Consider the following 13,924-nt stretch of genomic DNA (forward strand, 5'->3'; position numbering starts at 1 on the left):
GTCATGGCAAAAATGCAAGCAAAAACAGCAGCCGACAAGCCGGATGATGGCATGCGCGAAAAAATGATCGCGATCAACCGTGTAACCAAAGTGGTTAAGGGTGGTCGTATCATGGGTTTCGCAGCACTGACAGTCGTTGGTGATGGTGACGGTCGCATCGGTATGGGTAAAGGAAAATCGAAAGAAGTTCCAGTAGCCGTACAAAAAGCGATGGAAGAAGCCCGCCGCAAAATGATTAAAGTAACTTTGAAAAACGGTACATTGCAACATGCAGTGACTGGTAAGCACGGCGCCTCATCAGTAATGATGATGCCTGCTAAAGAAGGTACTGGCGTTATTGCTGGTGGTCCAATGCGCGCGATTTTCGAAGTGTTGGGCGTGGTGAATGTAGTGGCTAAGTCAAATGGCTCTACTAATCCATACAACATGGTTCGTGCAACTTTGAACGGTTTGTCGAAAATGAGTACGCCTTCCGATATCGCTGCAAAGCGCGGTAAGTCCGTTGAAGAAATTTTGGGCTAAGGTGAGCGAAATGACAACTACAGTTAAAGTACAATTGGTCAAGGGTTTGATCGGTACGCGCGAGTCACATCGTGCTACTGTGCGCGGCTTGGGTCTGCGTCGCGTAAATTCAGTTTCTGAATTGCAAGACACACCAGCAGTGCGCGGTATGATCAATAAAGTCTCGTATCTTGTGAAGGTTGTATCGTAAGCCCTAGGGGTTGCGATCGGAGCAAATTATGGAATTAAATACAATCCAACCAGCTGATGGCGCTAAACACTACAAACGTCGTGTTGGTCGCGGTATCGGTTCTGGTATCGGTAAAACAGCGGGTCGTGGTCATAAAGGTCAAAAATCTCGTACAGGCGGCTTTCATAAAGTCGGTTTTGAAGGCGGTCAAATGCCTTTGCAACGCCGTTTGCCTAAGCGTGGTTTCAAATCTTTGGCGACACCTTACAAAGCAGAAGTTCGTTTGTCTGACCTGGAAAATTTACCAGTCACAGAGATCGATGTTTTGGCATTGAAGCAAGCTGGTGTCGTTTCTGAATTGGCACGTGTTGTTCGCGTGATTTTGTCAGGCGAGATCACTAAAAAAGTAACTTTGAATGGCTTAATCGTCAGCAAAGGTGCTAAAGCTGCAATTGAAGCTGCTGGCGGAACAGTGACTGAATTAGTGATTGCACCAGTGGTTAAGAAATTACCTGCTAAAGCTAAAGCATCTGCTTAATTAAGTCATAACAGGAGCAAACATTGGCAACATCTCCTCAACAAGCTAAAAGTGCTGCCAGTGGTTTTCCTTGGGGAAGACTCTGGTTTTTACTAGCAGCACTGGTTGTATATAGGATAGGCGCACATATACCTGTTCCTGGAATTGATCCAAAGGTATTAGAAGATTTGTTTAAGCAAAACCAAAATGGTATTTTGGGAATGTTTAACATGTTCTCCGGTGGTGCTTTGTCTCGCTTCACAATTTTGGCGCTGGGAATTACGCCTTACATTTCTGCCTCTATTATTATGCAGTTGATGTCTGTCGTGTCCCCGCAACTGGAAGCACTGAAGAAAGAAGGCGAGTCGGGTCGTCGTAAGATTACCCAATACACACGTTACGGTACTTTGGTACTCGGTGTGGTGCAAGCTTTCTTCATTGCTTTTGGTTTGGAAACGCAAGCAGGTTTGGTGTTAGATCCTGGAATGGCGTTTAGATTTACCACTGTCGTTACCTTGGTAACTGGCACGATGTTCCTGATGTGGTTAGGTGAGCAAATCACTGAGCGCGGTTTAGGTAACGGTATTTCTATCATCATCTTTGCAGGTATCGTCGCTGGCTTGCCGGGTGCATTAGCGGGTTTGTTCGAATTAGTTCGTACCGGCTCTATGCAAGCGTTTTCAGCATTGATTATTTGCGTGATGGTTGCTGCAGTGACTTATCTGGTTGTGTTCGTAGAGCGCGGTCAACGTAAGATTCTGGTCAACTATGCGAAGCGTCAGGTAGGCAATAAAGTTTATGGTGGTCAAAGCAGTCATTTACCACTGAAGTTAAATATGGCAGGTGTAATTCCTCCGATTTTCGCGTCTTCTATTATTATGCTGCCTGCCACGATTACTGGCATGTTCGCAAAGGGAGCGCAAGATCAGGATTCTGGCTTTGTTCGGTTCTTGCAAGATTTAGCAAGTTCTCTGACTACCGGTGAACCTGTCCATGCATTGTTGTACGCTGTAACGATTATCTTCTTCTGCTTCTTCTACACTGCGTTGGTATTTAACAGCAAAGAGACAGCGGATAATTTGAAGAAGAGTGGTGCTTTTGTCCCAGGGATTCGTCCAGGTGATCAAACATCGCGTTATATCGACAAGATTTTGATGCGTTTGACTTTGATTGGGGCGGTCTACATTGCATTAGTTTGCTTGTTACCGGAATTGCTGATCGCTCATTGGAAAGTACCATTCTATTTCGGCGGCACATCGCTGTTGATTATTGTGGTAGTGACCATGGACTTTATGGCTCAAGTGCAGAATTACGTAATGTCACAGCAATACGAATCGCTTCTTCGTAAAGCAAATTTCAAGGGCGGCATACCTTCACGGTAAGCACACCAAAGGAACAGCAGATCGAATGGCAAAAGACGACGTTATACAGATGCAGGGAGAGATTCTAGAGAATCTTCCGAATGCAACATTTCGAGTTAAGTTGGAAAATGGGCATGTTGTGCTTGGCCATATTTCAGGAAAAATGCGTATGAACTATATCCGCATTCTTCCTGGTGATAAGGTGACAGTAGAATTGACGCCTTATGATTTGAGCCGAGCACGCATTGTGTTCCGGACCAAGTAAATTAAATTGAACTAGAAGGGAAGAGGGCAAAAATGAAAGTTCTCGCATCAGTTAAGCGGATTTGCCGCAACTGCAAGATCATCAAGCGCAAAGGTGTTGTTCGTGTAATTTGCACAGAACCACGCCATAAACAGCGCCAAGGTTAATTAACGTTATTGAACGAGGAATAACGAATGGCACGTATAGCAGGGGTTAATATCCCAAATCATCAGCATACCGTAATTGGCTTACAAGCAATCTATGGTATTGGCGGCCCACGCGCAGCAGATATCTGTGCAGCAACGGGTGTATTGACAACTAAAAAGGTCAAAGATCTGGACGACAACGAGTTAGAAAAGCTTCGCGACAGTATTGCAAAATACGTTGTTGAAGGTGATCTTCGTCGTGAAATCTCGATGAACATCAAGCGTTTGATGGACTTAGGCTGCTACCGCGGTCTGCGTCATCGCAAAGGTTTGCCTGTTCGTGGTCAACGTACACGTACGAATGCACGTACACGTAAGGGCCCACGTAAAGCAGCGCAATCATTGAAAAAATAATCCAGCGTAGTTGATCAACTGGATTCAAGGAACCAATTATGGCAAAAGCACAAAATAACGCAGCGGCAGCACGCGCTCGTAAAAAAGTTAAGAAAAATGTTGCTGAAGGTATCGCACACGTTCACGCATCTTTCAACAACACCATCATCACGATCACTGATCGTCAAGGCAATGCATTGTCTTGGGCAACAGCTGGTGGTCAAGGTTTTAAAGGCTCACGTAAATCTACTCCTTTCGCAGCTCAGGTTGCAGCGGAAGCAGCAGGTAAAGTTGCGGTTGAGTGCGGTATCAAAAACCTCGAAGTTCGCATCAAAGGTCCAGGTCCAGGCCGTGAATCTTCTGTGCGTGCTTTGAATAATTTGGGTATCAAGATCTCCTTGATCCAAGACGTTACGCCAGTACCACATAACGGCTGCCGCCCTCCAAAGCGTCGTCGTATCTAATTCATTGCTTAGCTTAGGCTAAGCTTTGGATAATTCTAGCAATCATGTTAGAATGCAGCCCGCCAATTCATTTGGTGGGTTTTGTCTTTCGTATTTTTGATACGATTTTATTTTTTCTTATTCGATTTTTATTTAATAAGACCACTGTCTGATTGCAGGTAGATCAGACTAGCGTAGGTTGTCAAACGGCACTTACGTCATTTTTAAAGGAAATTATTGTGGCACGTTATATCGGACCTAAAGCAAAATTATCCCGCCGCGAAGGCACGGATCTGTTCCTGAAAAGCGCACGTCGCTCTTTGGATTCCAAATGCAAATTAGATGTAAAACCAGGTCAACACGGCGCGAAGTCTGGCGCACGTACATCTGACTTCGGTAATCAATTGCGTGAAAAACAAAAAGTTAAGCGTATGTACGGCGTGTTAGAGCGTCAATTCCGTCGCTATTTCGCAGAAGCTGATCGTCAAAAAGGCAACACAGGCGAAACTCTGTTGAAATTGTTGGAATCTCGTTTGGACAACGTTGCATACCGTATGGGTTTCGGCTCCACACGTGCAGAAGCACGTCAGTTGGTCAGCCACAAAGCATTCACAGTCAACGGCGGTGTGGTTAATATCGCTTCTTACCAAGTTAAAGCTGGTGACGTTGTTGCTGTTCGTGAAAAATCCAAAAAACAAGTTCGTATCGTTGAAGCTTTGGCCTTGGCTGAACAAATCGGTATGCCATCTTGGGTGTCTGTAGACTCCAAGAAAATGGAAGGTACTTTCAAGTCTATGCCTGATCGTAGCGATATCGCTCACGATGTCAACGAATCTTTGATCGTTGAATTGTACTCACGTTAATATTAAGTTTCACCGCCTGCCCATTTTCTTATGGGCAGGCTTTTTTCTTTTTGCCATCAGCCTTATCGGTGTAACGAGCCGAGGGTATTGAAAAGGACAAATAATGCAAAACAATCTGTTTAAGCCTCGTATTATCGATGTTGAAATGTTGGGCCCTGGCTCAGCAAAAGTAGTGATGGAGCCATTTGAACGTGGTTTCGGTCATACACTCGGTAACTCATTACGCCGCGTCTTGTTGTCTTCTATGGTTGGTTATGCGCCGACAGAAGTGACTATCGCTGGTGTTGTTCATGAATACTCAACTCTCGATGGCGTGCAAGAAGACGTCGTTGATATTTTGTTGAACTTGAAAGGCGTTGTCTTCAAGTTGCATGAACGTGATGAAGTGACTTTGACTTTGAAAAAAGAAGGCGAAGGCGCAGTATTGGCTTCTGACATCGATTTGCCACATAACGTAGAACTGATTAATCCAGATCACGTGATTGCTAATTTGACCGCGGGCGGCAAATTGGATATGCAAATCAAGGTTGAAAAAGGTCGTGGCTACGTTCCCGGTAACGTACGTCGTTTGTCTGAAGATGCGAACAAAACTATCGGTCGTATCATTTTGGATGCATCTTTCTCTCCAGTACGTCGTGTTTCTTACTCTGTTGAATCTGCTCGCGTTGAACAACGTACAGATTTGGACAAGTTGATCATCAACATCGAAACAAACGGTGTGATCACCCCAGAAGAAGCGATTCGTCAATCTGCTCGCGTTTTGGTTGATCAGTTGCATGTATTCGCTGCATTGGAAGGCACAGAAGCAGCTGCAGAAGCGCCATCACGTGCACCTGCGGTTGATCCAGTCTTGTTGCGTCCAGTCGATGACTTGGAATTGACAGTACGTTCAGCAAATTGCCTGAAAGCAGAAAATATTTACTATATTGGTGATTTGATCCAACGTAGCGAAAACGAATTGTTGAAGACACCAAACTTGGGTCGCAAATCTTTGAACGAAATCAAAGAAGTATTGGCTTCCCGTGGTTTGTCTTTGGGCATGAAGTTAGAAAACTGGCCACCAGCTGGTTTAGAGAAGTAATTTTTGATGTCGGGTCGACTAGTTTGACCCGACGTTTTATTTGTAGTGCGTAGTAAGAACATTACCGGTCCGCGTCAAATGGTTTGACGATAGAAGAACTGGAATTTTTAAACAATCGAAAGGAAGTACCATGCGTCATCGTCACGGCTTACGTAAGCTGAATCGTACATCATCACACCGTTTAGCAATGTTGCGCAATATGACAGTTTCCCTGTTGCGCCACGAAGCAATCAAAACAACTTTGCCAAAAGCAAAAGAATTGCGCCGCGTTGTAGAGCCAATCTTAACTTTGGGTAAAACAGACACATTGGCAAACAAACGTTTGGCATTCAATCGTTTGCGCGATCGTGAAATCGTTCAAAAATTGTTCGCTGAATTGGGTCCACGTTTTGCAAATCGCAACGGTGGTTACCTGCGTATTTTGAAAATGGGTTTCCGCGTTGGCGACAATGCACCTATGGCCTATGTAGAATTGTTGGATCGTCCAGAAGTCTCTGATGCTGCAGATGCACCAACAGTTGACGAATAAGCTAAGTTGTCATTAGCAGTTCTGGAATAAGAAGCCGTTCAGTAAAATGAACGGCTTTTTTTATTTCTATCGGACTACGTAGCGGGTCTAAATTCACTTCGCTGACGTCGACTTCAGTATTCCGTTAAGATAGCGAATCGCGCCGTCGGTCTGTTTGTTTTCGGTAAAATGAACCATATCTAATTCGCTGAATCTGAAGGCAAATGTTTAGAATTCCAATGAAAATTATGAACTCTTTCCCCGGTTGGCAATTGATGCGTGATAATTTGCTTGCATTCTTCCCTGTTAATTCCATTATGAGGCTGCTGGCAGGGTTTTTGAGTATTCTGCTGCTATGCACATCAATAGCCAAGGCGGAAGACTTCCTTGAGCCGGAAAAGGCGTTTCAGGTCAAGGCACAGATGACAAGTGCCGATCAGGTGCGCATTACTTACACCATCGCGGATGGCTACTATCTCTATCGTGAACGTTTAAAGTTTGCGGCGCAAGTTGCGGAGTTGGGTACGTTTCAACTCCCCGCCGGCAAAATCAAATTCGATGAAACTTTTCAGAAGGACGTGGAAACTTACCATCACGAACTAGTGGTGCTGATTCCTGTAAAGGCTGCGGCTGATTTTCAACTGAAATTGGAGTTGCAAGGCTGTGCAGAAGCGGGTCTATGTTATCCGCCTATGGAACTGACTTTACCCGTGACATTGGCTGACGTGGCGAGTAATGTAGGTGCGACATCCGTTGCAACACCACAGACTACACAAGATAGCGGCGAGCAATCGAGTATCGCTGACGCTTTGAAAAGTGGGCGTTTGAGTTTGATCATTCCTTTATTTTTAGTGCTAGGTCTGGGTTTATCTCTAACGCCTTGCGTGTTGCCTATGGTACCTATCCTCTCATTTATTATTGTTGGTGAAGGTGCTGCAGTAAAGCGTAGTCGCGGCTTCTTTCTGTCTTTGAGTTATGTGCTAGGAATGGCATTGGTGTACACCAGTTTGGGAGTCGCTGCCGGCCTATTGGGCGAAGGCTTATCGGCGGCTTTGCAAAACCCTTGGGTGTTGTCGGCGTTTGCGCTTTTGATGATCGCTTTGTCACTTTCAATGTTCGGTGTCTATCAATTGCAAATGCCAGCAGCGATACAAACGCGTCTGACCTATTTTTCTGAAGGTCAGCGTAATGGAAAAATGGCAGGTGTGTTTTTGATGGGAGCGATCTCTGCATTGATCGTGGGTCCTTGTGTTGCCGCGCCTTTGGCTGGTGCTTTGGTCTACATCAGTCAAACCAAGAATGTGGTGGTAGGTGGAACCGCTTTATTTTCTCTGGCGATAGGTATGGGTGTTCCTTTACTGCTGGTTGGCATATCTGCAGGTAGTTTATTGCCACGTGCCGGAGTTTGGATGGAGCAGATCAAGCGCTTCTTCGGTGTATTGATGTTGGCGATGGCGATCTGGATGGTGTCACCTGTTTTTCCACCTGTGGTGCAGATGAGTGCATGGGCAATTTTGCTGTTGGGATACGGGATTTATCAGTTGGCATTCTATCAAGGCAAACTGTTTTCCAAATTGGTTGCCATCCTTTGTGTCTTGGCGGGCGGCACACAATTGCTTGGTGTTGTGACAGGTGGTCGTGATGCATTAGCGCCGATCGCGCACCTTATTGGTAAGGTGCAGCATGTGCAGTTTCAACGTATCAAATCGTCTGCGGAATTGGATGCCGTATTGGCGCAGTCCAAAGATAAGATTGCGATGTTAGATTTTTATGCAGACTGGTGCGTATCGTGTAAGGAAATGGAGAAACTGACCTTCGTCGAACCCAAAGTGAAAGCGCAATTGGACCAGATTTTGTTGTTGCAAGTAGATGTCACTGCAAATAATGCGGACGATAAAGCGCTATTGAAACGCTTCGGCTTATTCGGCCCGCCAGGAATAATTTTCTTTGGATCTGATGGAAAAGAAATTTCAGATACGCGCGTGATTGGTTACCAAAACGCAGACAAATTTTTGAGCTCGTTGCAGAAATTAAAATGATGCGATAATCGTTTGAGATTGATCGACGCTAAAAAAAGCTGGCGTGGTTTCGGACCTTGCCAGTTTTTTTATAGACTTTACCGAACCGGCACAACCAACTCGGCATAATCATAAAGTGCACCAAGAATTTCTTCGGCACCTTCATCAGCAGATTCAGATAATTGATCAATCTCATTGAAATACATATCGACAGTGCGCGCATTCGCTTGGCCATCTAATAGTCGTGCTACGCGATGTTCTTCCCAATTTGCCAGCTCGTCAGCGTTGAGTGATTCAGGGAAGTTGCGCGCGCGGTAACGGAACAATAATTCGCTTAAGCGTTGATCGTTAAAATGCGGATGCGCGTTTGCCAATTGCTGTGGATTCATCTGGCGCAAATCATTCAATACTTTTCTATCTGCACCGCTGATGAAGCCGCCATATAAATCTTCATCGACATCGACTGCTTCAAAACCAGGGCGCGCATAGACTTGCTCCCATAATTTCGAGTTGAGACTCGTCTGCATGTTTTGTGCAGTCTCAGCATGTGCCATCACTTGCTGCATATCGATGTTCCAGCGCATCGCCATTTCACTGCTTAGCGTTTTTAGATTGCCAATCACGATAGGCGATTTGTTCAGATGTATGCTCTTCACCGGCAAACGTGATACGCCCTCCGGTAAATCCGCCGTTTTACTGAACATGCGTTGCTGTATCGTGGCGATATCCAAATGCTGTAATTCGCTAGGATCAAATTGCAAGTCCCAAGCGATCACTTCATTTTTATTCGTCGGGTGTATCGCTAAAGGCCACATCACTGCAAGGCAACCTCGCTCTGTGCTGAACATACCGGAGACGTGTAGAAACGGTTTTCCGAGCAAGGGCAATCCGATCTCAGTCGCAACCCTATCTTTCTTATGTAGGGCAAAACAAAACTCAAAGAGTTTAGGTTGCTTGTCTTTGATCAGTTTTGCTAAGGCTACCGTGGCGCGTACGTCGGATAATGCATCATGCGCCGCGGTATGCGAAATGCCATTTGCTGCCGTCAAATGCTCTAGACGAAAGCTGGGTTTTCCCTCATCATTTAAAGGCCAGCAAATACCTTCAGGACGCAGCGCATACGTGGTGCGCACCATGTCCATAATATCCCAACGTCCGCATTGATTTTGCCACTCACGCGCATAGGGATCAATCAGATTGCGCCAGAACATAAAGCGCGTAATTTCATCATCAAAACGGATGGTGTTATAGCCCACGCCTATGGTGCCCGTGGTCGCCAATGCGCGTTCAACTTGTGCTGCAAATTCATGTTCAGGGATGCCCTGTTCCAGACATTGCTGCGGTGTGATGTGCGTGATCAGGCAAGATTGCGGATCGGGTAAAAAATCATTTGCAGGTTTGCAAAAAATATTAATAGGCTCGCCGATTTCATTCAAGTCTGCATCAGTACGAATGGCTGCAAATTGGGCTGGTCTATCGCGTCTGGCTTGTGCGCCAAAGGTTTCGTAATCGTGCCAGAGAAAACTATGTGTATGCATGCCAGTAGATTTAGGTGAGATTGAATAAAGCTTGAACTTGAAAAAATCAGCGATCCGCGCGTTGACTGCGATTGCCGATGTAGCTTTGCACCCCTAAGACAATCAGGAACAATAAGACTGATAGTCCCATCAAGCCTATGGTCCACTTAAATCCGGTGTCGTTATTAATCCATGGCATTTTCGCGAAGTTCATTCCGAAGATGCCGGTGATCAAGGTTAGGGGCATGAATAGTGCAGTAATAACGGTCAAGAGTCGCATGGTTTCACTGGTTTTGTGGGCGACCGCGGCGAAATGAATTTGCACCGAAGATTCTAAAGACGCTTCTAATCTGCGCGTGTGATTTAAGACGCGATTGATATGTTCCATTACATCATTGGTGCGGACAAGTAGCAAATCTTTCGCGCGACTTAGCTCGCCACCTTTGGCATCATAGGTATCTACAAAATGATCGCGCAATTCTTGTATGGCGTCGTACTGCTCTTCGCAAAGATGTTCGAGCTTGCGTAATTCAACGCGTGAATCGAGCAGGGCAACCCAGTTATTAAAGGGCTTGCGAGGGTCTAATAAAGCGTGCTGCCAGCGATCTAATTGATTGGTCAAGGGTTGGCGCAAATCGAGGTACTGATCGACCATCAGATTGAGTAAGCGCAGCATTAAATCTTCGGGCGATGATGGCAAGCGACTGCTAAGATTATTGCTGTCTTTTGGTTTGTAGCTGAGCAGGCGTGCGCGCATTCCTTCTATGGTGCGGCTTTGTGCAGCACGGATCGTGATTAAAGTATTACCGACTAAAAGAAAAGAGACCGGTTGCGTTTGCAGTCGATGCAAAGCAGCCGGGATTTTCTTTTTGTTTATGTCGACGGTGGGATTCGTCTCGCCATTTTCACCATTTAAGGCCAATTTTTGAAAGACGACTAATTCGTAATCTTGCGTGGCATCAAAGTAGGATGGATGGCTTAGATTGCAGATATCTTTTAGATGTAAATCATAGACACGTATGTTGGTTAATCTTTCAATCTGATCGCGCCAAGCATCGGTTTCACAAGCAACTTCCTCGTGCGTGCAATCGATCCATAGGAAACCTGATGCTTCATCAACTTGATCGTTTTCACCATCGCCAATCAGACCGTGGTCATGGGCGTCAGCTTGTGCATTGAGTGTGACCTGGGTTTCGCTGATGAAAAAAATATCCATGTTTTACAAACTAAGCCATTCAATTGTACGCTGATTTATTTTAACAAACGCGCAATGTCGCGCGCGAAGTAAGTCAATATGCCATCCGCGCCGGCACGTTTGAATGCAAGTATCGCTTCCATCATCGTCTTGTCATGATCGAGCCAGCCATTTTGCGCGGCTGCTTTGATCATCGCATATTCACCACTGACTTGATAAGCGAAGGTGGGCACTTTGAATTCATCTTTGACGCGGCGCACGATGTCGAGGTAGGGCATACCAGGTTTGACCATCACCATGTCTGCGCCTTCAGCCAAATCTAAAGCAACTTCGCGCAAGGCTTCATTGCTGTTAGCTGGATCCATTTGGTAATTCGCTTTATTACTCTTGCCCAAATTGCCCGCTGAGCCAACAGCATCACGGAAAGGGCCATAAAAAGCCGACGCGTATTTAGCTGAATAGGCCATGATGCGCGTGTGAATAAATCCATTACTTTCCAATGCCGCGCGAATCGCACCGATGCGTCCGTCCATCATGTCGCTAGGCGCTACCACGTCAGCACCGGCCTCTGCATGCGTCAAGGCTTGTCTTACCAACATTGCGGTCGTCTCATCATTGAGCACGTAGCCGTCTTCATTGATCAAGCCATCTTGACCGTGACTAGTGTAAGGATCTAACGCGATATCGGTCAAAATGCCTAGCTCTGGACAACGCGCTTTCAAAGCGCGAATGGCACGTGGAATTAAGCCTTCAGGATTGGTTGCCTCAACGCCGTCTTCTGTCTTTAACGCATTATCGATAGAAGGGAAAAGTGCCAACACCGGAATTCCTAGCTGCACGCAATCATCAGCGACGTCTAGTAATTTATCCAAAGACAAGCGTGCCACACCCGGCATGGAAGCGACCACTTCGACTTTGTTTTCTCCCTCAATCAGAAATACCGGATAAATTAAGTCGGACGCAGTGACATGATTTTCGCGCATGAGATTGCGAGAGAAAGCATCGCGGCGCATGCGGCGCATGCGGATGTGAGGAAATTGTGCGGTGAGTGTATTGGACATGGCAATAAAAAAATTATCGAGGTTGATGAAACTTTTCTTACGAATTTAACTCTTAGTAGCAGGCATTACGCTTACCGCTGGTCCTCCCTAAGCGGGGCGCCATTTGTTCCCATTCGATTGGCGTTTTTTTTGCCCCGATACCACAAAGTGTCGGGGTCTTTTTTTTATTCGAAATCAGATGTGGCGTCGGTGAGTTCTGGCGCTTGATCTAGCCCGGTCAATTCACGAATTTTTGCATCGGCTTCTTCTATCCCTGTGCGGTTTAATGCTGAAAATAATTGTGCAGTGTAGGGATACGGGACCCCATCTTTATCGGTGTAGCTAGCAAGAATATTTTGCGCCAAACGTAAAGCATTGGTGGCGTCATTGCGATTCAATTTATCTGCTTTAGTGAGTAAGCAGTGAACCGGGCGACCAGTAGGTGCGAACCACTCTAACATTTGTTTATCTAGATCAGTAAACGGACGACGCGAATCCATAATTAGAATCAAGGCTGACAATTGGTCGCGTGTCTGCACATAGTTGCCGAGCAAAATATTCCAATGATTTTTTGCTGCACCGGGAACTTCAGCATAACCATAGCCAGGTAAGTCAACCAACAAGGCACGGATTTCATCTTGGCGTGTTTCATCTTTACGATGTTGTCCTACATGAGCTCCGCCGATAGAGAAAAAATTAATGTGCTGAGTTCGACCTGGTGTTTTGGAGGCGAAACAGAGTTTCTTCTGGTTGCACAAAATATTGATGGCGGTGGACTTACCTGCATTTGAGCGGCCGGCAAATGCCACTTCCGGCACCTGTAAAGTCGGCAAATTGCGTAAATGGTTGACGGTAGTAAAGAACCGAGCTTGCCATAGGATAGACATAGATGGGGGCCAATCAAAAGGAATAGGGCATAAAAAGTATGCAAAAAATGCGAAAATCGGGGCAAAACGGCTATGTTTCCCCCTGAAAAGTGAGGTTTCCTAGCGTCAATTGACTTGGAATAGCTCAACATTTCCACTAAAGCTATTGTACAATAAGGGGTTAGCTACGTGGGCTTCATGACACATTGTAGGTTCCGTATGCTTTTGGCTTCCCCTAGCGCTTCCAAAGAACCGATTTCCAATTTTTAGTCTCAAGGTGTTTGAATGAATCGTGCATTTTTATCATTTTCTAAGTCCCTCAGCATTCTTGCTTTAGCGGCATCTTCTCTTGTTTCTGTTGCCTCCGCGAATGAAACTGCACACGCAGCTAAGCCAGCAAAAGCAGATCCTGCTAAAGGCGATGCACTTTACACCAATGGCGACGCCGCACGCGGAATCGTTGCTTGCGTTTCTTGTCATGGTGCAGCAGGTAATTCAACGATCAGTGTGAATCCAAAGTTATCCGGTCAGCACGAAGCTTATCTGGTAAAGCAATTAACCGATTTCACGACGCCAGCACGTAATAATGCCGTCATGACAACGTTTGCTAAATTGATGACTGCGGAAGATATGAAAAATGTTGCAGCTTTCTTGGCAACACAAAAACCAAAAGCGGGTGCAGCAAAAAATAAGGACATTGTGAATTTGGGTCAGACAATCTATCGCGCTGGTATCGCCGAGAAAAATGTGGCAGCTTGTGCTGGCTGTCATAGCCCGAACGGCGCTGGCATCCCTGCACAATTCCCACGCATTGCAGGTCAACATCAGGATTACACGATTGCGCAGTTAACGGCATTCCGCACGGGTGTGCGTAAAAACAGTCCACAAATGGTGACATTGGCAAAACGTATGTCGGATGATGAGATTAAAGCGGTGTCTGATTACATTGCTGGCTTGAAATAATTTCTGCCTTTTTCAGTTAAGAATTCGCAGTCGATAATTCATAGTCAATAAGAAGATTAACGGAGGGGGTGGCGCAGG

17 protein-coding genes are annotated in these 13,924 nt (G+C 45.8%); 13 read left to right on the plus strand and 4 right to left on the minus strand.

The window, feature by feature from the left end; all coding sequences use genetic code 11:
* The first annotated feature begins 3 nt into the window (after positions 1-3).
* From rpsE to dsbD, 12 genes are all read left to right on the plus strand, one after another.
* Positions 4-522: a 30S ribosomal protein S5 gene (rpsE, locus tag AC1RR2_RS07540; RefSeq protein WP_186892596.1), complete on the plus strand. Its 519-nt coding sequence runs from the start codon at positions 4-6 to the stop codon at positions 520-522.
* A 10-nt stretch (positions 523-532) separates the two neighbouring features.
* Positions 533-712, plus strand: a complete 180-nt coding sequence (gene rpmD, locus AC1RR2_RS07545; RefSeq protein WP_186892597.1) for a 50S ribosomal protein L30 — start codon at positions 533-535, stop codon at positions 710-712.
* Between the two features lie 28 nt (positions 713-740).
* Positions 741-1,229 (plus strand): 50S ribosomal protein L15, encoded by a 489-nt coding sequence (rplO, locus tag AC1RR2_RS07550; RefSeq protein ID WP_423055042.1) that lies wholly within the window; start codon positions 741-743, stop codon positions 1,227-1,229.
* Positions 1,230-1,252: 23 nt separating this feature from the next.
* Positions 1,253-2,590, plus strand: a complete 1,338-nt coding sequence (gene secY / locus AC1RR2_RS07555; RefSeq protein ID WP_493221656.1) for a preprotein translocase subunit SecY — start codon at positions 1,253-1,255, stop codon at positions 2,588-2,590.
* Between the two features lie 25 nt (positions 2,591-2,615).
* A complete protein-coding gene (infA, locus tag AC1RR2_RS07560; protein ID WP_005663428.1) occupies positions 2,616-2,834 on the plus strand; it encodes a translation initiation factor IF-1 in 219 nt (72 codons plus the stop codon).
* A gap of 32 nt (positions 2,835-2,866) precedes the next feature.
* Entirely contained in the window at positions 2,867-2,980 is a 114-nt protein-coding gene (rpmJ, locus tag AC1RR2_RS07565) for a 50S ribosomal protein L36 (RefSeq protein ID WP_014004415.1), read from the plus strand.
* Between the two features lie 27 nt (positions 2,981-3,007).
* Positions 3,008-3,373: a 30S ribosomal protein S13 gene (rpsM, locus tag AC1RR2_RS07570; protein ID WP_186892600.1), complete on the plus strand. Its 366-nt coding sequence runs from the start codon at positions 3,008-3,010 to the stop codon at positions 3,371-3,373.
* Positions 3,374-3,411: 38 nt separating this feature from the next.
* Positions 3,412-3,816, plus strand: a complete 405-nt coding sequence (rpsK, locus tag AC1RR2_RS07575; protein WP_186892601.1) for a 30S ribosomal protein S11 — start codon at positions 3,412-3,414, stop codon at positions 3,814-3,816.
* A gap of 218 nt (positions 3,817-4,034) precedes the next feature.
* Entirely contained in the window at positions 4,035-4,658 is a 624-nt protein-coding gene (gene rpsD, locus AC1RR2_RS07580) for a 30S ribosomal protein S4 (RefSeq protein ID WP_493221657.1), read from the plus strand.
* A 103-nt stretch (positions 4,659-4,761) separates the two neighbouring features.
* A complete protein-coding gene (locus AC1RR2_RS07585; protein ID WP_186892603.1) occupies positions 4,762-5,739 on the plus strand; it encodes a DNA-directed RNA polymerase subunit alpha in 978 nt (325 codons plus the stop codon).
* A gap of 130 nt (positions 5,740-5,869) precedes the next feature.
* Positions 5,870-6,268, plus strand: a complete 399-nt coding sequence (gene rplQ, locus AC1RR2_RS07590; RefSeq protein ID WP_186892604.1) for a 50S ribosomal protein L17 — start codon at positions 5,870-5,872, stop codon at positions 6,266-6,268.
* A gap of 296 nt (positions 6,269-6,564) precedes the next feature.
* A complete protein-coding gene (gene dsbD, locus AC1RR2_RS07595) occupies positions 6,565-8,286 on the plus strand; it encodes a protein-disulfide reductase DsbD (protein WP_493221708.1) in 1,722 nt (573 codons plus the stop codon).
* A 77-nt stretch (positions 8,287-8,363) separates the two neighbouring features.
* On the opposite strand, the gene sbcB is transcribed toward dsbD, so the two are convergent.
* The 4 genes from sbcB to yihA all read right to left on the minus strand — a co-directional run bounded on the left by sbcB (position 8,364) and on the right by yihA (position 12,904).
* The gene (gene sbcB / locus AC1RR2_RS07600) at positions 8,364-9,803 is read right to left on the minus strand and encodes an exodeoxyribonuclease I (protein WP_493221658.1); all 1,440 of its coding nucleotides are present in this window, start codon (positions 9,801-9,803) and stop codon (positions 8,364-8,366) included.
* A 46-nt stretch (positions 9,804-9,849) separates the two neighbouring features.
* Complete coding sequence (locus AC1RR2_RS07605) at positions 9,850-10,998, minus strand: magnesium transporter CorA family protein (RefSeq protein WP_493221659.1); 1,149 nt, start codon at positions 10,996-10,998, stop codon at positions 9,850-9,852.
* A 35-nt stretch (positions 10,999-11,033) separates the two neighbouring features.
* Entirely contained in the window at positions 11,034-12,038 is a 1,005-nt protein-coding gene (gene hemB / locus AC1RR2_RS07610; protein ID WP_493221660.1) for a porphobilinogen synthase, read from the minus strand.
* A 164-nt stretch (positions 12,039-12,202) separates the two neighbouring features.
* Positions 12,203-12,904 carry a ribosome biogenesis GTP-binding protein YihA/YsxC gene (gene yihA / locus AC1RR2_RS07615; protein ID WP_493221661.1) on the minus strand — a complete coding sequence of 234 codons (702 nt, stop codon included), beginning with the start codon at positions 12,902-12,904 and terminating at the stop codon, positions 12,203-12,205.
* A 264-nt stretch (positions 12,905-13,168) separates the two neighbouring features.
* On the opposite strand from yihA, the gene AC1RR2_RS07620 reads away from it, so the two are divergent.
* A complete protein-coding gene (locus AC1RR2_RS07620; protein WP_493221662.1) occupies positions 13,169-13,846 on the plus strand; it encodes a c-type cytochrome in 678 nt (225 codons plus the stop codon).
* Positions 13,847-13,924 lie beyond the last annotated feature (78 nt).

Source organism: Undibacterium sp. GW821-FHT11H02 (assembly GCF_058808015.1).

Bases quoted from the DNA above. Each gene is read 5' to 3' on its own strand.
- dsbD (WP_493221708.1), top strand. From the start codon at position 6,565: ATGAGGCTGCTGGCAGGGTTTTTGAGTATTCTGCTGCTATGCACATCA.
- rpsM (WP_186892600.1), top strand. From the start codon at position 3,008: ATGGCACGTATAGCAGGGGTTAATATCCCAAATCATCAGCATACCGTA.
- AC1RR2_RS07620 (WP_493221662.1), top strand. From the start codon at position 13,169: ATGAATCGTGCATTTTTATCATTTTCTAAGTCCCTCAGCATTCTTGCT.
- rpsE (WP_186892596.1), top strand. From the start codon at position 4: ATGGCAAAAATGCAAGCAAAAACAGCAGCCGACAAGCCGGATGATGGC.
- AC1RR2_RS07605 (WP_493221659.1), bottom strand. From the start codon at position 10,998: ATGGATATTTTTTTCATCAGCGAAACCCAGGTCACACTCAATGCACAA.
- rpmD (WP_186892597.1), top strand. From the start codon at position 533: ATGACAACTACAGTTAAAGTACAATTGGTCAAGGGTTTGATCGGTACG.
- rpmJ (WP_014004415.1), top strand. From the start codon at position 2,867: ATGAAAGTTCTCGCATCAGTTAAGCGGATTTGCCGCAACTGCAAGATC.
- hemB (WP_493221660.1), bottom strand. From the start codon at position 12,038: ATGTCCAATACACTCACCGCACAATTTCCTCACATCCGCATGCGCCGC.
- rplQ (WP_186892604.1), top strand. From the start codon at position 5,870: ATGCGTCATCGTCACGGCTTACGTAAGCTGAATCGTACATCATCACAC.
- AC1RR2_RS07585 (WP_186892603.1), top strand. From the start codon at position 4,762: ATGCAAAACAATCTGTTTAAGCCTCGTATTATCGATGTTGAAATGTTG.
- rplO (WP_423055042.1), top strand. From the start codon at position 741: ATGGAATTAAATACAATCCAACCAGCTGATGGCGCTAAACACTACAAA.
- sbcB (WP_493221658.1), bottom strand. From the start codon at position 9,803: ATGCATACACATAGTTTTCTCTGGCACGATTACGAAACCTTTGGCGCA.
- rpsK (WP_186892601.1), top strand. From the start codon at position 3,412: ATGGCAAAAGCACAAAATAACGCAGCGGCAGCACGCGCTCGTAAAAAA.
- yihA (WP_493221661.1), bottom strand. From the start codon at position 12,904: ATGTCTATCCTATGGCAAGCTCGGTTCTTTACTACCGTCAACCATTTA.
- infA (WP_005663428.1), top strand. From the start codon at position 2,616: ATGGCAAAAGACGACGTTATACAGATGCAGGGAGAGATTCTAGAGAAT.